The sequence below is a fragment of the Streptomyces sp. NPDC048295 genome, assembly GCF_040652135.1.
Classification (GTDB): domain Bacteria; phylum Actinomycetota; class Actinomycetes; order Streptomycetales; family Streptomycetaceae; genus Streptomyces.
In genome coordinates, this window is record NZ_JBEZLL010000002.1 from 315,137 (window position 1) to 337,309 (window position 22,173).

Annotated in this window: 2 protein-coding genes; both read left to right on the forward strand. The window is 70.5% G+C overall.

The genetic code is table 11. The annotated features are described in order from the left end of the window. Positions 1–23 precede the first annotated feature (23 nt). A complete protein-coding gene (asnB, locus tag AB0D53_RS03835; RefSeq protein ID WP_362439621.1) occupies positions 24–2,069 on the forward strand; it encodes an asparagine synthase (glutamine-hydrolyzing) in 2,046 nt (681 codons plus the stop codon). Next, positions 2,066–22,018, forward strand: a complete 19,953-nt coding sequence (locus AB0D53_RS03840) for an SDR family NAD(P)-dependent oxidoreductase (protein ID WP_362439624.1) — start codon at positions 2,066–2,068, stop codon at positions 22,016–22,018. The genes asnB and AB0D53_RS03840 overlap by 4 nt, the downstream gene beginning before the upstream one ends. Positions 22,019–22,173 lie beyond the last annotated feature (155 nt).

Sequence of the window (22,173 nt, forward strand, 5' to 3'; positions counted from 1 at the left end):
ATCACTGGAGAAGGAGACCCCGCATGTGCGGAATCGCAGGCTTCGTCGCGCCCTCGCTCCGCGCCGGAGAAACGCCGGAGGTGATGACCTCGATGCTGTCGCTCATCCGCCACCGAGGGCCGGACGAGGCGGGCTACTACCTGGACGACGGCATCGCCATGGGCACAGCACGGCTGTCGATAGTCGACCTCGCCATGGGCGCCCAGCCGATGGCCGACCCGACGGAACGCTACTGGATCTGCTTCAACGGCGAGTTGTACAACCACATCGAACTGCGTGAGGAACTGAGAGGGCTCGGCCACCGGTTCCGCACTCGCTCCGACACAGAGGTATTCCTGCAGGCATGGGCGCAATGGGGTCCCGCGTGCCTGCCCAGATTCAACGGCGCGTTCGCGGCCGCGATCCGGGACGCGAGGTCGGGAGAACTCTTCCTGGCACGTGACAGATACGGCAAGAGGCCGCTCTTCTACGTCGACCGCGAAGGCTGCGACGCCCAGGCGGGCGGGAACGGAGAATTCCTCTTCGCCTCCGAGATGAAGGCGTTCCGCGCGTTCCGGGGGTTCCGTTTCGAGCTCGATCCCCGCGAACTCGCCACCACCTTCGCGATATGGACGCCGTTGCCCGACCGGACCCCCTTCAAGCACATCCGCCAGCTCCCGATGGGGTGCTACCTGACCGTCCGCGGCGGGCGGGCCGTTCTGGCCGACTACGCGGAGCTCGAACTCGACGTACCGCCGTTCACCGGTTCTGAACGGGAAGCGGCCGCATCGGTCCGCGACGCCCTGCGCGAGAGCGTCGAGATGCGGCTGAGGAGCGACGTCGAGGTCGGTGTCTATCTGAGCGGCGGCCTCGACTCCTCCATCGTGACCAAGCTGACGACAGACCTCTCCTCGCACGAGGTCCGCACTTTCTCCGTGGAGTTCGACGACGCGGTCTTCGACGAGTCGAGCAGCCAGCAGGTCGTTGCCTCGCACCTCGGGACCCGCCACTCCTCCATTTCCGTATCGAGTGCCGATATCGCAGCGAATTTCCCGTCCGCCGTGTATCACGCGGAAGTACCCGCGTTCCGTGCCGCGTTCGTTCCCATGTACCTCCTGTCCCGCCACGCGCGGGACGCCGGAATCAAAGTTATCCTCAGTGGTGAGGGTGCCGATGAGGCGTTCCTCGGCTATTCGCTCTTCCGCGAGACGCTGCTGCGCGCTTCATGGAGCGATCTGTCGGATGACGAGCGAATGGCCAGGCTCGGCAGCCTCCACCCGGAGCTGAGCCACTTCGGCCCCGCGAACCGGGCGCGGATGAAAGGCCTGTTCGAGCAGTTCGCCGTCGAACGGCTGCCCGGTCTCTTCTCCCACGAACTCCGCTACCAGAACGGCCGCTTCGCCGCGCGTCTGCTGAGACGACATGACGAGCCGTTCGCGGACCTCATGGCGTTGACGGACGCGACACCCGGCTATGCCGCGCTGAGCCCTGTCCGCAAGGCGCAGTGGCTCGAATTCAAGACGCTGCTTCCCGGCTATCTCCTCTCCACCCAGGGAGAGCGCATGAGTCTCGCCCACGGTGTCGAGAACCGGTGCCCGTTCCTCGATCCGGCGGTCGTCCGGACGGCGGCGTCGATCAATCTGCGCTTCGATGACGGTCTCGATGAGAAGGCCATCCTCAAGAAGGCATTCCGGGGTGAGCTGCCCGAATCCAGCCTCACTCGCCGGAAGCAGCCGTACCGCGCCCCCGGCGCAGCCGTTTTCAAGCAGCAGCGGCCCGGCTACCTGGAACTCCTCCTCTCGGCGACGGAGTTGGAGAAGATCGACGGCATCGATCCGGTGTTCGCCCGGAAGCTTGTCAAGAAGATCATGGCCACGCCCACGGATGAGATCAGTACGAAAGAGGACCAGGCCTTCGTCTACCTGCTGTCGACCGCGGTCCTCAATCAGCAGTTCGTCCTCGGACAGGGAATGCCCGAGGATCCGGCAGCACAGGCCGACTTCAAGGTGGGCACCATCATTGATCAACGGAGATCACGGGGATCGGGGCCGGCGGGCCAGAACTTCCCCTCTGCAGGAGGAATCCGATGAGTGCATTCGGACCGGCGCCCGCGACGGATGATGTCGCGATCATCGGGCTCGCTCTGCGATTCCCCGGAGCGGAGACACTGGAGGAGCTCGGAAGGCATCTCGCCGCGGGCCGGTCGCTCATCTCGGAAGTCCCGCCGGAACGCTGGTCGAAGGACCAGTACTTCGGTGATCCGAGACTCGGGGCCCAGAAGACGAACAGCGTCTGGGGAGGCTTTGTCGAGCATGCGGACTGCTTCGATGCCGAGTTCTTCAATATCTCGCCTCGCGAGGCCGAGAGCATGGACCCCCAGCAGCGCATGGCTCTCGAACTCGCCTGGCGGGCGATAGAGAACGCAGGCTGTGCGGCGAGTGCCCTCGCCGGTACGGAGACGGGCGTCTTCATGGGTGTCTGCCATGCGGACTACGCGGAGATGATGGAACGTGAAGGGGTGAGGACGGACGCCTATTTCCCCACCGGGACGGCCTACTCGATCATTGCGAACCGCATCTCCTACTATTTCGACTTCCAGGGCCCGAGCATCACCAACGACACGGCATGTTCGAGCTCGCTCGTGTCGGTGTACGAAGCGGTGCGCGCGCTGTGCAACGGCGAGTGCGGTGTCGCCCTGGCCGGCGGAGTCAACCTGATCTGGTCGCCGAAGCACTTCGTCGCGTTCAGCCAGGCGAGCATGCTGTCCCGCACCGGCCGCGCGAGCGCCTTCGACCAGAGTGCCGACGGTTACGTCCGAGGCGAAGGCGGAGCAATGCTCTTGCTGAAGCCCCTCGCACGGGCCCTCGCGGACGGCGATCCCATCCACGCGGTCATCAAGGGCGTCGCCACGAACCACGGTGGCCGGACCCAGTCTCTCACTGTCACCAATCCGACGGCACAGGCGAATCTGATCGAGGGGCTCTACACCCGCGCCGGGATCCGGCCGGAGACTGTCACCTATATCGAGGCGCACGGCCCCGGAACGCCCGTCGGTGATCCGATCGAGATCATGGCTCTGAAGGAAGCTTTCCGGAACCTGCACGCGGCACAGGGCACCGTGGCCCAGCCGGCGAGCTGCGGAATCGGTTCTGTCAAAACCAATATCGGGCATCTGGAAGGGGCCGCCGGAGTTGCCGGAATCGCCAAGGTGATCAGTTCGCTGGCACTTCGGATCCTGCCCGCCAACGTCAACTTCCGGAATCAGAACAGGCTCATCAAGCTGGAGGACAGCCCGTTCCACGTCATCCGTGACACCGGGCCCTGGGCCGCGTCGGCCCCGGGCGCGGACGGAAGGATCCGGCCACGGCGGGCCGGGGTGAGTTCGTTCGGATTCGGCGGTACGAACGCGCATGTCGTGCTTGAGGAACATCTCACCGATGAGACCGATGCGGGGGTGGAGGACGGGCCCCTCCGGGGCCCGCAGCTCCTGCCGCTCTCCGCGAAGACCCCGGAAAGGCTGCGCGCGGTCGCGGGCAATCTGCTCGCCCACCTGCGCGAGCACCCGTCGCAGGCGCTCGCCGACATCGCGTACACCCTGCGGGTCGGCCGCGAGCCCATGCCCGCCCGGGTCGCGTTCGCCGTCGCGGACCGCGCCGAACTCGATTCGCTTCTGCGGGACTTCACGGACGGCACCCGCGCAGCGGGCGAACTCCACCTGGGCGGGACGGTGGAGGGTACGGAAGCGGAACTGGCCGAGCTGTGGACGGCAGGGTCGCTCTGGGTACAGGGCGGGGCGGTGGACTGGGCGGATCGACCCGGTCACGGCACACCCCGGCCACGTCCACGACGTGTACGGCTGCCCGGATATCCCTTCGCCCGCGAGCGGCACTGGTTCAGCGTTCCGCAGAAGGACGCCGAGGCAGGCGCGACACCATCGGCAGCGAACACCGCCGCCGCGCATCCACTCGTTCACGCAGACATCTCCGGCCCCGCCGGACACCGGTACCGCTCGACCTTCACCGGGGAGGAGCCGTTTCTCGCCTCGCACGTCGTGGGCGGTGCCCCTGTGCTGCCGGCGGCGGCTCACATCGAGATGGTCCGGGCCGCGGCCGCGCACGCGATGGGGCCCGACGCGGCGAGGCCGGCGGTCGTCCGGCTCCGCAACGTCGCATGGCGGCGCCCGCTCGTCGTACGGGACGCGCCGGTCGACGTCGGTGTCCGGCTCACCCCGCAGGACGGCGCCACCCTCGCCTTCGAGGTCGCCACCGGCACGGACCCGGCCGTGGTCCACAGTTCGGGAGTCGTCGAGGCCGGCGGGCCGGAGGAGCCGGATCGCGTCGATCTCGGGGCGCTGCTGGCAGCCTGCCCCGTCGAGCGCGACCCGGTGGACGTGTACGCGGCGTTCCACGACCGGGACATGGAGTACGGACCGGCCATGCGCGGCCTCATGGAGCTCCGGCTGGGGACGCGGGAGCTGATCGCGCGTATCGGCAAGCCCGCCGCAGGTGAGACGGCGGACGCCGGATACGTCCTGCCTCCGAGCGTGCTCGACGCGGCTCTCCAGTCCTCGGTCGTGCTCCTGGCGGAGACCTCACGGGAGCCGGCCGACAGCCCGGCACTGCCTTTCGCGTTCGAGGAGCTCACGGTCCACGGCGCTTGTGCGTCGGAGACATGGGCGTGGGTACGGCGCCGCGAAGGACAGAGCACACTGGACGTGTTCGACATCGACCTCTGCGACCCCGAGGGCGTGGTGCGGGTCAGCCTGCGTGGGCTCGTCCAGCGGCCGCACGGGGCGAGGTCCGGACGTGGAATGGGCGCAGACATCGTCACCGCCGCCGTTCCCTGGGTGCGGACGCCCCTCGGCGTACAGGAGGACACCGCAACGGCCCGCCCGTCCGTGCGCGGGTACCTCGGTGGACGGGCCGCCGCACACGCCGCCGTCGTGGAAGACACGACCGGCTTCACCCTCGCCCGTCTTCCCGAGGTGGCGCCCGGTCATGTCGCCGAAGGCGTCCGGGCCGTGGCGGACCTGGTCTTCCAGCACGTGATGGAGCTGGTGAGGTCGAGGCCCGGGGGAGCGCACCGGTTCGTGGTCCTGGTGGACGATCGGGTGCCGCGGCACTACCACGCGCCGCTGACCGGTCTGTTCAGGACCGTCGTTCTGGAGAACCCCCGTGTCACCGGCCGTGTCGTACGCGTCGCCGGACTCGACACCGCGTCGCCGGAGCGGATCGCGGAGGTCTTCCGGGCAGAGGCGGCGGACCCGTCGGCCGACTGCGAGATCCGCTACGGGGCCGACGGCACCCGTCACGCGGCACGGCCCGTGGGATTCGGCCTGGGCGAAGGAGCGGAGATCCCGCCGTTGAAGGAGGGCGGGATCTACTGGGTCACGGGCGGTCTCGGCGGCCTGGGGCTGCATGTCGCACGGTACTTCGGGCGGTGTGCGGGCGTCGTCGTCGTCCTGAGCGGCCGATCGGCGCCCGGAGCCTCGAGCGAGACGGCTCTGCGCGAGCTGCGCGAAGCGGGGGTCGAGGCACACTACCTCCCCGTCGACGTGGGTTCGAAGGACGACGTGGACCGTGCGGCACGCGCCATCACACGGGACCACGGAGCGATCGACGGGATCGTCCACGCGGCAGGCGTCCTCCGTGACGCGTACCTCTTCACCAAGGATGTTTCGGACGTCGGGGCGGTCCTGGAACCGAAGGTCGACGGCGTTCTCAATCTCGATGCGGCCACGCGCGGCCTCGCGCTCGACTTCTTCGTCGCCTTCTCCTCCGTGGCAGGGGTGTACGGCGGCTCCGGGCAGTCGGACTACGCTGCGGCCAACGCCTTCCTGGACGCCTTCGCCCACCATCGCCGGGCCCTCGCGGACATCGGCGAGCGGAGCGGGAGGACGTCAGTCGTCAGCTGGCCGCTGTGGGCCGACGGCGGGATGTCCATGGACCCCGTGACACAGGAGTCGATGCGCCGGGACCGAGGCTGGGAACCCCTCCCGACGGAGGACGGCCTCCGGGTTCTCGGCGGGGTACTGCGCGACGCGCCCGCCCACACCGTGGTGGCGTACGGCCCCGCAGCGACGCTCACGGCCGCCGCCCCGCCCCCGGAAGCGCCCCGCTCCGCACCCGCGGGCACCGACCCCATGGAGCCCGCGGCCCCCGTCGCGGAGGAAGAGCTGACGGAGCGTACGACGGCTCTCCTGTGCCGCATCGTGGGCGGGGTGCTGCACCGCGACCCCCTGACGCTGGACGAGACGGTCAACCTCGTCGACTACGGGATCGACTCGCTCGCCATCCTGGAGACGACCGCGTCGCTCGAAGTGTTCTTCGGCCCGCTGTCCAAGACGATCTTCTTCGAGTACACGACCATCGAGGGCGTCGCAGGCCACCTCGTCGCGGAACACCGTGACAAGCTCCGCGCGATCCTGAGCGCCGGAACCCCGGCGCCGTCAGCCGCAGCCGCAGTGCCGGCAGCCGCAGTGCCGGCAGCCGCAGTGCCTGCGGCCGGGACGGAGGAGCCGCCGGCCCCCGCCCCACCCGTACCGTCCGCTCCTGACACCGGCAGCACACCCGCCGCCCGGAACAGGTCTGCCGCACCCGGGCGGCGCGACGATCACCACGACATCGCGATCATCGGTATCTCCGGGACCTACCCCGGAGCCGGCACCCTCGGTGAACTCTGGGCCGTGCTCAAAGAGGGCCGCCATGAGTTCCGCGAAGTACCGCGCGAACGCTGGGACCACGACGCGGTCTACAGCAGGGACCGCAGCGTTCTCGGCAAGAGTTCCATCCGCACGGGGACCTTCCTCCGGGACATCGAGATGTTCGATCCCCGCTACTTCCGCATCTCCAAGCGCGATGCGGAGAACATGTCGCCAGAGGTCCGTTTGTTCCTGCAGACGGGCGTCGAGGCGCTCGAAGACGCCGGCTATTCACGCGAGACGATCCAGCGGCAGTACGACGGAGACGTCGGTGTGCTCGCCGGCTCCATGAGCAACCACTACAACCTGTACGGATTTCAGAACAGTCTGAAGCGCGGCTCCCCGGCAAGCGGCAGCTATACGGCGACGCTGCCCAATATGCTCTCGTACTTCTACGGATTCACCGGGCCCTCGATATTCGTGGACACGATGTGTTCCGGGTCCTCCACCTGCGTGCACCAGGCCGTGCAGATGCTCAGGGCCGGCGAGTGCCGGATGGCGGTCGCGGGCGGAGTGAATCTGCTGCTGCACCCCTACAACCTCATCAGCTCGTCGCAGGAGCACTTCACGACGGCGACCTCCGATGTCATCCGGAGCTTCGGCCTGGGCGCGGACGGGACCATTCTCGGGGAGGGCGTCGGCGCCCTCGTCCTCAAGCCGCTCGTCGAGGCCGAGCGCGACGGTGACCACGTGTACGCCGTCATCAAGGGAACGGCCCTCGCCAACGCGGGAGTACGCAACGGCTTCACCGTCCCCAGCCCGCGCATGCAGGCGCGGGCGATCGAGAAGGCGATCGACGACGCGGGAGTCGATCCGCGGACCATCAGCTATGTGGAAGCACACGGCTCGGGGACATCACTGGGCGACCCGATCGAAGTGAAGGCTCTGACCACGGCCTTTCAGAAGTACACACAGGACACCGAGTTCTGCGCGATCGGCTCCGTCAAGTCGAACATGGGACACCTTCTGCACGCTGCCGGAATGGTCGGTATCGCCAAGGTCGTCCTCCAGTTCCAGAAGGGGAAACTCGCACCCTCGCTGCACAGTTCGGTGACCAATCCGGACATCGACTTCTCCCGTACACCGTTCCGTCTGCAGCGGCAGCTCACCGCATGGCAGCCCGCGGTGACAACCGTGGACGGACGCAGGATCACGCATCCTCGACGGGCGGGGATCACTTCGATCGGCGCGGGAGGAATGAACTCGCACATCATCCTGGAGGAGTATCCGCAGCCCGACAGCGATCCGCACGGCGCACAGGGCGGGCGAGAGGAACTCTTCGTGTTCTCCGCGACGAATGACTCGGCCCTGGAGGAATGTCTCACCCGATTCCGCGCATACCTGGCCGCCGGAACGGAGACGGACCCCGCGGCGATCGCGTTCACACTCCGGGTCGGCAAGAACGAACTCCCGCACCGCTGGGCGTTCCTCGCGAAGACCACGGGGGAAGCCGTCGCCGCCGTCGACCGCTACCTGGCGGGAGACCGGGACCTCGGTGCGGCGCTCGCGAGTGGTGGTTCGCGGAACGAGGGCGTCCGGAAACTCGCGACCACCTGGGTGGGCGGCAGGAGCGTCGACTGGCGGGACGCCGACGGGGGAGCACCCACACCCCGGCGGGTTTCTCTGCCCGCGTACCCGTTCGAGCGTGTGCGCTGCTGGGTCACCCCGGAGGAGGGCGCGCCGTCCGTGATCGAGCCGCTCGCGCTGCGCGACAAGCTCCACCCGTTCCTCGGCAGGAACGAATCGGATGCCGACGGGCTGCGGTACGTGCTCGACGTGCACCTGGACGATCTCCTCGACTACGCCTGCACCTCGGGGGAGCGGCAGGAGAAGAGGCGCGGAGTGGTCCCGACGTTCGCCATCGACCTGGCGATCGCCGCCACCAAGGTCTCCGGATTCGCCGACGGGTCGGTCGTACACCGGCTCCGCCTCCTGGGGCCGGTCGACTGGGCGACCGCCGCCCGCCTGGTGACGGTCTTCGACACCTTCGACGGGAAGCCGGCCTCCGGACTCGTGTTCGCGCAGGACGCGGCGGGGAATCGGACGACCGTGGCGGCGTTCGACGTGCCGGCGGGTGAGGAGAACCGTACGCCGCCGTCGGGCCACCCCCGCACGGACTCCTTCGCGCGAATCGCCGCCGATGTGCTCGCGCCCGACCGGGCAGAGCCGCTCTCCCCGGCGGAGTTCCTCGCACAATTCGCGGAGGGCGGAATCGGATACGCCCCGGAACTCAGCGGCACAGAGGCCGCATTCCGGCTGCGCGACGGACGATTGGTGCTCAAGGTCGGCACCCCCGAACTCCAGCGCGACCATGTGAAGCCGCATGTCACCCTCGCCCCGCACGTCCTCGCCGCCGTCGCGCAGGGCCTCCAGTCCGAAGCGAAGCGGCAGGGCTCACCGGACTGGGCACGGACCGTGCCCCACCGGATCGACGAGATCCGGCTCTTCACCGACGCGAGCGGTGGGGCCGTCCCGGTCGCCTACGTCGTCTTCGACGTGACCGCCGACGCAGAGGGCCTCGGCGGCTCCGTCGGCCTGCTGGACCGGAACGGCCGGGTGCTCGGCGTGCTCTGCGACATGTGGTGCGGCGATGACGAAGGACCACGGAAGGACCCGGGTATGAGCGAACGAGCGGTGGACGGATCCGAGGCAGCGGACCGGGGGACACCGGGGGAGGACAGCGAGGGCGTCATCTCCTTCGCGGTGGACGAACTGCGGGGTATGGCGAGCGGCATACTCAAGTTCGAGCTGGGTGAACTCGACTCCCGTACCGGCTTCGACGCCTTCGGCTTCGACTCGATCTCGCTCGTCACCCTGTCGAAGCAGGTACGCGAGCGGTTCGGGATCGATCTGACCCCCGCGGTCTTCTTCGACCGGAATACCTTCGACTCGCTGGGCAGGCACCTCTTCACGGAGCACGAAGTCCTGCTGCGCGCGGCGTACGAGCAGACGCTCCCGCCGGACCCCGCCGGGGAGCCCGCACCGAGTCCCGGAAGCCGGCCCCGTGGTGAGAGGGCCGGAACGGCCGAAGGGACGGCCGGGTCTCCTGACGTCGTGCCGGCCGGCCCACAGCGCCCGGCGCCCGCGGACCCACCCCTGGCGGTCGCCGTCATCGGAGCCGCGGGCCGGTTCCCCGGCGCCCCCGATCTGGACGCGTACTGGGCGAACCTGGCAGCGGGGACCGACAGCGTCACGGCCTTCCCCCTCGACCGGTACGACAGGGCCTATGCGCGGATCGCGGAGGCAGCCGAGTTTCCGCACCACGCGGCCGTCCTCGACGACGTGGACGCGTTCGACGCCGCCTTCTTCCGCATCCTGCCGCGCGAGGCCGAGCTGATGGACCCCCAGCACCGGCTGGCGCTCCAGACCGCCTGGAACGCAGTGGAGCACAGCGGCTACGCCCCGTCCGGTCTGCCGGCGAACACGGGGCTGTTCTTCGGTGTCTCCGGGACCGATTACGCGACCCTGCTCGCGGCCCACGGCACGCCGCCGGACGCTTTCACCTCCACGGGCAACGCCCACTCCATGCTCGCCAACCGCATCTCCTACGTACTCGACATCCACGGCCCGAGCCAGCCCGTCGACACGGCCTGCTCCAGCTCGCTCGTCGCCGTCCACAGGGCCGTCGAAGCCATCCGCTCCGGGGCGTGCGACGCCGCGATAGCGGGCGGGGTCAACCTCCTGCTCAGTGTCGACACCTTCGTGAGCGCCGGGCGGGCCGGCATGCTGAGTCCCGACGGACGGTGCAAGACCTTCGCGAGCGAGGCGAACGGATACGTACGCGGCGAGGGCGTCGGTGCCGTCGTACTGAAGCCCCTCGCCGACGCGGAGCGCGACGGGGACGCGATCCTCGCCGTGATCGTCGGGACCGCGGAGAACCACGGCGGGCGGGCGAACTCCCTCACGGCGCCGAACGGCACCGCGCAGTCGGACCTCGTGGTGCGCGCGATGGGCGGCATCGACCCCCGCACGATCGGCTATGTGGAGGCCCACGGCACCGGCACGGCCCTGGGCGACCCCGTCGAGGTGCGCGCGCTGCGGACCGCGTTCCGGCAGCTCGGCGGCGACGGCCCCGCCACCTGCGGGCTCGGCTCCGTGAAGACCAACATCGGTCATCTGGAAGCCGCCGCCGGCATCGCCGGGCTGCTCAAGGTGGTCCTCGCGATGAGGCACGGCACCCTCCCGCAGAGCCTGCACTGCGACCGGATCAACCCCTACATTCAGCTCGACGGCGGCCCGTTCCGCATCGTGCGCGCCAATGAACCGTGGGAGCCGCCCCGCGACCGTGACGGTGGGCCCGCGCCGCGGCGGGCGGGGGTCAGCAGCTTCGGATTCGGCGGCGCGAACTGCCACGTCGTCATCGAGGAGTACACCGGGGAGGCCGCGCACACGAGTCCGGCGCACGACGCGGACGGCCCCGGGAGCCAGGTCGTCATACCTCTGTCCGCGCGTACCCGGCAGCAGCTCCGGGAGCGGGCGCGGAACCTGCTCGCCTACCTGGAGGACACGCCCCGTCCCGCCGCGCTCCGTTCGATCGGGTGGACGCTCCAGACCGGGCGCGAAGCCATGGCCGAACGGGTCGGCTGGGTCGTGTCCTCCCGCCGGGAACTCGGCGAGAAATTAAGGGAGTTCATCAACGGACCGGCGAGAGGGCCGCAGCACGGTGCCCGGCCGGCACCGAACGGCCTCGCCGGTGTGCTCGCGCGCTGGAGCGCAGGGGAGGAAGTCGACTGGCGGCGGTCGTACGGGGCCGCCGGTTCGGCCCTGCCCCGGCGCGCGCACCTGCCCACGTACCCATTCGCACGCGACAGGTACTGGCTCCCCGGCAGCGCTGAGAAGGTCAACAGCGTCGCCGAGCACAGCCCTTCGGTCGGTACGACGCTGTCCGTACCCCGCTGGACCCCGAAGCCCGCGTCGCGGGACCTGGCCGACGGGACCCCGTACACGCATCACGTCGTGATCCTCTGCGGAGCGCCGGCGGCCGTGCGGGACGGCGTGGAGCGCCGCCTGCCGAGTGCGCACTGCCATGCCGTCACGACCACCAAGCGGCGCCCGGAGACCCGCTTCACCGACCTCTCGCGACAGGTCTTCGAGATCGTCCGGGTGCTGGCCGGGCAGGCGCGCGACGGCGCCACCCTCGTACAGGTCGTGACACCGGCGGACGGCGACGAAGCGCTCGGGCCCGCGCTCGCGGGACTTCTGCGCACGACGGCGCTCGAATGCCCGCACATCGCCGGGCAGGTCCTCGCTCTCGACGGCGGGCGCGACGCGGACGGCATCGCGGCGATCGTCCTGGAGAACGCCCGGCACGCGGACGACGCACTCGTTCTGTACCGGGGCACGGAGCGACGGGTGCGGACCTGGGTGCCGCGGGCGGCCGAGGGCACGGGCACGCCCTGGCGCTCGGGAGGCGTGTACCTGATCACCGGAGGCGCCGGCGGCATCGGCGCCGTGGTCGCCCGCCGGATCGCACGGGACGCCGTACGCCCGACGCTCTTCCTCGTCGGACGCTCGGCACCGGATGCCCGGACCGGCCGACTCCTCGCCGAGCTGCGGGAGGCCGGTGCCGTGGCCCGGTACGCCGTCGCGGACGTCTCCCGCTGGGAGGAGGTACGCCATCTCATCGCGCGGGTCGGTGAGGAGACCGGTGCGATCCACGGAATCGTGCACGCCGCAGGCGTGATCCACGACGCGTACATCACGAACAAGACGACGGAGGAGTGGGACAAGGTCCTCGCCCCGAAGGTCGACGGCGCGGTGCACCTGGACCGGGCCACGGCGCACATGCCCATCGAGTCCTTCCTCGTCTTCTCCTCCGGTACGGCAGTCACCGGAAATCCCGGCCAGTCCGACTACGCCACGGCCAACGGCTATCTCGGCGAGTACGCCGCCGGCCGCAACACGCGCGTCGCGGCGGCCGAACGCTCGGGACGTACGGTCGCGATCGCGTGGCCGCTCTGGAAAGACGGCGGAATGGCGGTCGACGACGCGACCCGTGCCTACCTCCGGCGCAGCCGCGGTCTCGTGCCGATGGAGTCGGACGAAGGACTCGAAGCCCTCCTGGGCGCCTGGCGGTTGGGCGAGGCCGGCGAGCACCAGATCTGGGTGCACCACGGCGAGCCGGCCAGGCCCGCATCCGTGCCCCCGCCCGCCGCTGCCTCTCCTGCACCGGAGACGGCCGACGGACGGACGGACCGGGAGACACTCCGGTCGGTCGTGGAGCTCTTCGCGCGGGTCACGAAGCTTCCGCTCCACGACGTCGACGCCGACCGGCCGCTCGACGACCTGGCCCTCGACTCGGTCATGGTCGTGCAGCTCAACAGGGAGCTGTCCTCGGTGTACGGCGAGGTCCCGACGACGCTCTTCTACGAATTCCCCACGCTGCGCGCCGTCGCCGGAGCACTCGCCGGTGCGCCCACCCCGCCGGCCCCCGGCGCACGGGCCGACGGACCGTCCGGCGGGGTCCGGGTGCCGGTGGCGCGGGACACACCCGGGGCAGCACCTGCTCCCGGCCCGCCCGTGCCCGACGACGCCATCGCGATCATCGGGATGAGCGGGCGCTATCCGCAGGCCGAGAACACCGACGAGTTCTGGGCGAACCTCACGGCCGGACACGACTCCATCACGGAGATTCCCCCCGACCGATGGCCGCTGGACGGCTTCTACGAGCCGGACCGCGCCACCGCCGTCGCCACCGGGCGCAGTTACAGCAAGTGGGGTGGATTCCTGCGGGACTTCGACGCGTTCGACCCGCAATTCTTCCGGATCGCACCGCGTGACGCCTACGCCATGGACCCGCAGGAGCGCCTCTTCCTCCAGGCTTCCTGGGAAGTGATCGAAGACGCGGGCTACACCCGCGCGGAGCTGGCCCGACGCCATCGGCGGCGCGTGGGCGTCTTCGCCGGTGTGACCAAGTCCGGCCACGCACGGCACGGCGCGGCCCGGCTGCCGTCCGGTGAGACGGTCGTGCCCTCGCTCTCCTTCGCCTCGCTCAGCGCCCGGACCTCGTACGTCCTCGACCTCCACGGCCCGAGCCTGACGATCGACACGATGTGCTCCTCCTCGCTCACGGCGATCCATGAAGCCTGCGAGCACCTGCGCCGGGGCTCCTGCGAGCTGGCCATCGCGGGTGGGGTGAACCTCTACCTGCATCCTTCCGACTACGTCGAACTGTGCCGTTCCACCATGCTGTCCTCGCAGCCCCGCGTGCGGAGCTTCGGCAACGGCGGCGACGGATTCGTGCCCGGCGAGGGTGTGGGAGCCGTGCTGCTGAAGCCCCTCGCCCGCGCTCTGGCGGACGGCGACCAGGTCCTCGCGGTGGTCCGCGGGACGAGCATCAACCACGGCGGGCGGTCCCACGGCTATACGGTGCCGAGCCCGACCGCCCAGGCGGAACTGATCCGCGACGCACTGGGCCGTGCCGGGGTTCCGGCCCGGGAGGTGAGCTACGTCGAGGCACACGGCACGGGCACGGAGCTGGGAGACCCGATCGAGGTGAAGGGTCTCTCGCTCGCCTTCGAAGAGTCCACGGACGAAAGGCAGTTCTGCGCGATCGGCTCGGTGAAGTCGGTGATCGGACATCTGGAGGCCGCCGCGGGAATCGCCGGTGTCACCAAGGCCGTACTCCAGCTCCGGCACCGCACGCTCGTTCCGAGCCTGCACGCGGAAGAGCCGAACCCCGGCATCAGGTTCGAGGAGACGCCGTTCTTCGTCCAGCGGACGCTCGCACCCTGGGACTCGCAGACACCACGGATCGCGGCGGTCTCGTCCTTCGGAGCAGGTGGCTCGAACGCCCACGTGATCCTTGAGGAGTACGTGCCGGACCCCGCTCCGGACCGGCCGGAGTCCGAGGAGGGCGAGCAACTCGTCGTCCTCTCGGCGCGGACACCGGAGCGGCTGCGGCACTCCGCCGCGCGTCTGGTGGCGTTCCTCGAACGCGGGAGGACGGAGCGGGGAGCGGTCGGTCTGGCGGATCTCGCCTTCACCCTGCAGGTCGGACGCGAGGCGATGAAGGAGCGCCTGGCGGTGACCACCGCCTCGGTGCCCGAGCTCCTGCGGGTTCTGCGCGGGTACGCGGAGGAAGGGGACGGGGCGGGGACACCCGGCCTCCACCGGGGCAGCGCCGGACAGGTCCTGGGCGCCGTCGCCGAGATCTCGGCCGACGACGACCTCAGGGAACTCCTGGTCGAACGGTGGGCCCGGAAGGGGAAGCACGACAAGCTGGCCGCGCTCTGGGTCGGCGGAGTGGACCTGGACTGGAGGCGGCTGCACGGAACCGCGTCGCCCCGCCGGATATCCCTGCCGACGTATCCGTTCGCACGGGACCGGTTCTGGATCGGGGACCTGGAGCCGGTCGGGGAGGCGTCGCCCGGCGCGGCTCCGGTCGCCGCCGCACCGCAGCCCGAAGAGGCCGGGCCGCGCCTCACATCCGACGGCACGCCGGACGCCGCGCCCGATGTCTCGCGTGATGAATGGGTCGCCCGCACCGTACGTGCGACGATCGCGCAGGTGCTGGTCATGGAGCCGGACGAGGTCCTCGGCGGGCTCGCGTTCGCCGACTACGGACTCGACTCCATCCTCGCGGTCCGTCTCGTCCATCTGCTGAACGACATCCTCCGGCTCGACCTGTCGACCGGCGTCGTCTTCGACCACAGTTCCGCCGACCGACTCGTCGCGCATCTGCTCGCGGAGTACGCCGACATCGGCCCCGCCGCCCCGCCGCCGGCCGTCGCCGGTGAAGCGCGTCCGGGGACCACCCCCGGCCTGCTTCCCGCGGAACGGCCCACCGTCCACGCCCCGATCGCGATTGTCGGGATGAGCGGGCGGTTCCCCGGGTCCGACAGCCTGGACGACCTCTGGACGCATCTCGTGAACGGTGACGATCTCATCACCGAGGCGACCCGCTGGAATCTCGCGGACACCGGCGCCGACGGCTCCGCGCGCTGCACGCAAGGGGGATTCCTCCACGGGATCGACCGGTTCGACCCGCTGTTCTTCGGTATCTCGGGCGTCGAGGCCGCGGCCATGGATCCCCAGCAGCGGCTGCTCCTCGAAGAGGCGTGGAAGGCACTGGAGGACGCGGGGTACGCCGGCCGGCACCTGGGCGGGACCCGCTGCGGCGTGTACGTGGGCTGCTACAAGGGCGACTACCAGGAGGCCGTCGGGGACGACGCGCCCGCTCAGGCGTTCTGGGGGAACATGGCATCCCTCATCCCGGCCCGCGTCTCCTACTTCCTCGATCTGAAGGGGCCCGCGCTGGCGGTCGACACCTCGTGCTCCAGCTCGCTCGTCGCGATCGACCTGGCGTGCCGGGGGCTCTGGTCGGGCGAGACGGACATGGCGCTGGCGGGCGGGGTCTTCGTCCAGTCGACGTCCCGCCTCTACGAGTTGGCCGACGGCGCCGGAATGCTCTCCGCGACGGGACGCTGCCACACCTTCGACCACCGTGCCGACGGATTCGTACCGGGCGAAGGTGTCGGTGTGCTGGTGCTCAAGCGACTCGACGACGCCGTCGCCGACGGGGACCACATCCATGGCGTGGTCCGCGCCACGGGCGTCAACCACGACGGTGCGACCAATGGCATCACCGCACCCAGTTCCGTTTCGCAGGAACGTCTGCTCCGCGACACCTACGAGTCCTTCGGCGTCGACGTCGAGTCCATCCGGCTCGTGGAGGCGCACGGCACCGGCACCCCGCTCGGGGACCCCATCGAATTCTCGGCGCTCAGTCGCGCGTTCCGGGCCGGTACGGACAAGTCCGGCTACTGCGCTCTGGGTTCGGTCAAGACGAACCTCGGCCATACCCAGTTCGCCGCAGGTGTCGCGGGAGTGTTCAAGATCCTCCTCGCGATGAGGCACCAGCAGATCCCGGCCTCACTCCACTTCGACAAGCCGAACCCCGCCGTCGGTCTCGAAGGCAGCCCCTTCTACCTGAGTACACGCAGCCATCGCTGGGAGGCCCCGGCCGACGGCGGACCGCGCCGGGGCGCGGTCAGCTCCTTCGGCGCGAGCGGCACCAACGCGCATCTCGTCATCGAGGAAGCGCCCCCCGCTGCCCGTGCCCGGGCTCGTACGCCACGTCCCGCGTATCTCGTGGTCCTCTCCGCGCACTCGCGCGAGCAGCTGGTCCAGCAGATGGCCCGGCTGGCGGAATACTGCCGTAGCACGGACCTCCCGGACCTGGGCGACCTCGCCTACACGCTTGCCGCCGGCAGGGACTGGTTCGCCCACCGGTTCGCCTGCGTGGCGGCGGACCGCACGGAGCTGCTGCGGATCCTCGGCGAAGGACCGGACGGAGCAAGGGCGTTCACCGGCCAAGCGGTGCCGGTGCGCAAGGGTGCCGCGGGCGCCGGCGCCGGTGCGGAGAAGAGCCATGGCGAGGAATGCCTCCACCGCTGCGCACACCCGACGGAACCCGATGAGGACGCCGCACCGTACCGGGCGGACCTCACCGCCCTCGCCAGGTACTTCGCGCAGGGGGTCGAGCTCGACTACGGGGCGGCGTTCGTGGCAGGGGCCCATCTCAGGGTCCCGCTGCCGACCTACCCGTTCGCCGGAGAGAGCCACTGGGCCGGGCCACCGCCCTTGCCGCCTCGGCCTGTCACCCCGAGTCGGCCGGTCGCGGACCAGCCGCCGATCCACCGGTCGTCGGCAATGGCGGACCTTCCCGGCACCCTGCGGGCCTCGACGGTGTTCAAGGGCGACGAGGCCGTGCTCCGCGATCACACGGTGCGCGGTCAGCGCGTCCTCCCGGGCGCCGCCCACCTCGAAATGGCACGGGAGGCCGCGGCGCGTGCGTGGGGCACAGAGGCGACAACGCCACTGCTGATACGCGACATGACCTGGGTACGGCCGGTGGCCTTCGACGGCGCGCCACTGAGCGTCGATGTCCTGGTGAGGCCGGCGGAGGGCGAGGAACTCACCTTCGAGATCGCCTCGAACGCCGGCCGGGACGACGGCCCCGTCGTGTTCTCCACCGGGCGCATGTCACCCTCCGGCACAGCCCGCCCCGACCGCGTCGACCTCGCGTCGATCCGCGCGGTGTGTGTGACGGCCGTATCCGCGGAACGCGTCCGTGAGGCGCTCGCGGCGATGGGCATCGTCCACGGGCCGTCCCTCCGCGCAGTCCGCGAGGCACACGTCGGCACCGGCACCGTGCTGGCACGGCTCGCCCTGCCGGCGGAGTCGGACCCAGCCGACGCCGGACACGTTCTGCCGCCGGCGCTGCTCGACTCGGCCATCCAGTCCTCGATCGCGCTGCAACTCGCCGACGGCAGTGCCTCCGTGGAGACCGTGGTGCCGTTCGCGCTCGACCGGTGCGAACTCTTCGCACCCTGCACCGACTCGATGTGGGCTGTCGTCCGTGTCGCGGACGGCACGGAGACGGCGACCGCGCTGAGCCGACTCGACGTGGACCTCGTCGACGGCGACGGGGAGGTCTGTGTCCGCATGACCGGCTACACCTCGCGCCGGGTGAAGGAACCGGCACCCTCGCTGTTCGCACCGGTCTGGGAAGCCGTGTCCGAGCGCACCTCCGGAGCCGGTGCCCTGGCGCCTGCCGCACACGTCCTCGTGGTGGGAGGGACCACCGAGCAGCGGTCCGCGCTCGCCCGCCGGTACCCGCGGGTCACGCTATGGGACCTCGCCCCGAGCGCTTCGACGGACGAGATCACGCTCCGGCTCCGGGACCTGGCGCCGGTCGGCCACCTCGTCTGGATCGCGCCCGGCGCGGCGCCGGAGGACCCGGGCGCGCTCCGGCCGACCGACACGGCCGGCTTCACCGCGGCCCAGGAGGACGGCGTCATCGCGGCCTTCCGCATGATCAAGGCCCTCGTCCGCACGGGACACGACGCACAAGCGCTCGCCCTGACACTGGTGACACGGAGCGCCCTGGCCACCCATGACACCGAGCCGACGGCACCCGCCCACGCCGGGCTGCACGGCCTCTTCGGCTCGCTCGGGCAGGAGTACACGAACTGGTCGGTCCGCCGGACGGACATCGACACCGCCGACCTCCCCGAGGAGCTGTCGACACTCCCGGACCGCGCGGGGAGCGACACCCTGGTGCGCCGCGCGGGCCAGTGGCTGGTCCGGCGCTGGGTGCCGTGCCGGCCCGGGACCGTACCGCGGGCCGCGTACCGGGAAGGCGGTGTCTATGTCGTGATCGGAGGTGCGGGCGGGCTCGGCACCGTATGGACCCGGCATGTCGTCCAGCAGTACGGCGCCCATGTGATCTGGATCGGGCGGCGCCCGCAGGACGCGTCGATCGGAGCGAAGCTGAGCACCTGCACCGGCCGCGGCAGTGTGCGCTACCTCTCCGCCGACGCCGCGGACCCCGCGTCGCTGCGTACCGCCCACGAGGAGATCAGGCGACACCATCCGCGGATCCACGGCGTCATCCAGGCGGCGCTGGACCTGCGGGACCAGAGCCTGGCGCGCATGGACGAAGCAACACTGCGCGCCGGCCTCGCCGCGAAGGCCGACGTCAGCGTGGCCATGGCAGAGGTCTTCGCGGACGAGACCCTGGACTTCGTCCTCTTCTTCTCGTCCGTCCAGTCGTTCGCGACCGCCGCGGGGCAGAGCAACTACGCGGCCGGATGCACCTTCAGCGACGCCTACGCCCAGTTCCTCGCCCGGCACTGGGCATGCCCGGTGAAGGTGATGAACTGGGGGTGGTGGGGGAGCATCGGCAGCGCCTCGACCGAACTCCACCGGGAACGCATGGCACGCTGGGGCCTCCTCTCGATCGAGCCGCCCGAGGCGATGGAGGCACTCGACACGCTGCTCCGCGGGCCGCAGCGGCAACTGAGCTTCATCAAGGCGCAGAAGCCGGACGCCATCGCGGCGATCGACCCGGCGACACGGGTCACGGTCCACGGAAGGGCACGGTCACGCGTCACATCCGCCGCCGTTGTGGCGGGCACCGGGGCGCCGTCCGCATGGGAGGCGATCCGCGCGATCGCGCAGTGGCGCAGGAGCGAGCGCGATCCGCTCCTCGCCCGCATGGTCCGCGGACACCTGGAAGCACTCGGCGGCCTGCGGGGCCTCGGTACTCCGCCGTCCCGCGGCGATGTCGCCGGGCCGCGCCGCCGTGCCGGAATCCTGGAGCGGTACGACACCTGGCTCGACCACGCACTCCGTATCGTTCCGCCGTCGGCCCCGCCGCTGGACGTCCTCGGCCGCGAATGGGACCGGCGCCGCGAGGAGTGGTCCGCGGATCCCGACAAGGCGGCCGAGCTCGCCCTGCTCGATGCCGCACTCCGTGCGCTGCCGGACATCCTCACCGGCAGGATCAGGCCCACCGACATCCTGTTCCCGCGCGGTTCCGTCGCGCTCGTCGAAGGCACGTACCGCAACAACCGCGTGGCCGACATGTACAACCGGGCCATGACGGACACGGCGGCCGCCATCGTCGCGGAACGGCTGCGTCTGGACCCGGCCGCACGCCTGCGCATCCTGGAGATCGGCGCCGGTACGGGCGGCACGAGCGCCGGGATGTTCGCCGCCCTGCGCCCGTTCCAGGACCACATCGAGACCTACACGTACACCGATCTCTCGAAGGCGTTCCTGAACCACGCCAGGACCGAGTACGGACCGGAGGTTCCGTATCTCGCCTACGCCCGCTTCGACGCGGAGCAGCCGCTGGCCGGGCAGGGAATGGAGAGCGGGAGCTACGACCTGGTCATCGCCGCGAACGTGCTGCACGCTACACGCGACACCCGGAACACCATCCGCAACGCGAAGGCGGCGCTGCGCGACGGGGGATGGCTCCTGCTGAACGAACTGGCGGCGTTCGATGTCTCCAGCCATCTCACGTTCGGACTGCTGGAGGGCTGGTGGCTCTTCCAGGACCATGCGTTGCGCATACCCGGTTCGCCCGCGCTTTCGCCCGCGAACTGGCGTGAGGTGCTGGTGAGCGAAGGTTTCTCCTCCGTCGTCTCCGTGCTGCCCGAGACGCTTGAGCTCGGGCAGCAGATCATCGCCGCCGAGAGCGACGGGATCACCCGGCAGTCAGTGGCCCAGCCGGCACAGCGGGAGACCGCCGCTCCCCGGGCGCTCCCGGAGCCTTTGCCGGAGGCCACCGCGACCCCGCACCCCCACTCCACCCCGGCACAGTCCCCGGCCGGCGGCGGGACAGCCGGTGCCCCGGGCACCGGTGCGGAGAGCCGGGCCGGCATCATGGCCGCGTACCTCAGAGACCAGGCCGCACGGACCCTCGGTATTCCGCCGGACAAGATCGCGGACTCCGCGCCGCTCAGCGACTACGGGATGGACTCCATCCTCGTCCTCCAGCTCACCACCGCGCTGCGCGAGGACCTCGGAGAGGTTCCGTCCACTCTGCTCTTCGACGCCGAGTCCGTCGAGGAACTCGCCGGCCACTTCCTGGCGGCCGGCGGCACTCGGGTGGACGCCCTCCTGGCTCGCCTGAACCCCGCGCCGGTGGGGACACCCGTCCCCACCCCCGCGTTCCGGCCGCCGGAGCCGTCCGCGCTTCCCGCCACCGGACCGGCACAGCCCATTGCCGCGCTCTTCCGCGCGGCGGTGCGGACCGGCAGCGCACAGCAGGCCGGTGACCTGCTGTCGATCGCCGCCCGGCTCCGTCCGACCTCCGCGACCGGAGAAGGGCCGGAGCCGGAAACCCTGCGGCTGTCGGACGGCGACCAGGAACCGGCTCTGGTCTGCCTGCCCTCCCTCATCGCCCCCACCGGGGCCCACCAGTACGTGAAGTTCGCAGCCGCACTCCGCGGCCGCCGCCAGGTGTGGACGGTCTCCCTTCCCGGATACGGCACCGGTGAGCCGCTTCCGGTGAACCTGGAAGCGGCCGCGGACCGGCTTGCCAGGACACTGCTCCGACGGTTCGACGGCCGGCCGTTCGCGCTCGTCGCCTACTCCTCCGGAGGGTGGCCCGCCCACGAGCTGGTACGGCGGCTGGAGAAGGCCGGTGCTCCACCCGCCGCACTGGTGCTGCTCGATACGCTCCAGCCCGCCGGAACCGCCATGATCCGGGGAATGTCGGTACTCACACGGCGGCTGCTCGACCATTTCCCCCAACTGCCCGTCCTCGACGATCAGCTCACGGCGATGGCGTGGTACGCGCAGTCGCTCGAAGGCTGGCGCCCGCTGCCGGTGTCCACCCCGACCCTCCTGGTGAGCGCGGCGGAGGACAAGACCCTGCTCGGACTGCTCGGCAACGAAGCGCGCGCCGACTGGCCGCTGGAACACGTACGGACGGAGGTGGCGGGGGACCACTTCACCATGCTTGAGGAGTACGCGGAGCCGACCGCACTCGCCGTCCACGAATGGCTCCGCGAACATGGCGCCCCCCGGCGGCGGTTCTGACCGCGGGATGCGATCGGCCCGGCAGGAGCCCGGTTCCCCACACCCGTACCACCACGAGACGCAGAAGAGGGATCATGAATCATTCGGCCGGCCCGTGTGCGCGTCCCGGCGCCCTGGCGGAACCGTGTGCCCGGCGGGGACGGGCCGCGCATCAC

Bases quoted from the DNA above. Each gene is read 5' to 3' on its own strand.
- asnB (WP_362439621.1), top strand. From the start codon at position 24: ATGTGCGGAATCGCAGGCTTCGTCGCGCCCTCGCTCCGCGCCGGAGAA.
- AB0D53_RS03840 (WP_362439624.1), top strand. From the start codon at position 2,066: ATGAGTGCATTCGGACCGGCGCCCGCGACGGATGATGTCGCGATCATC.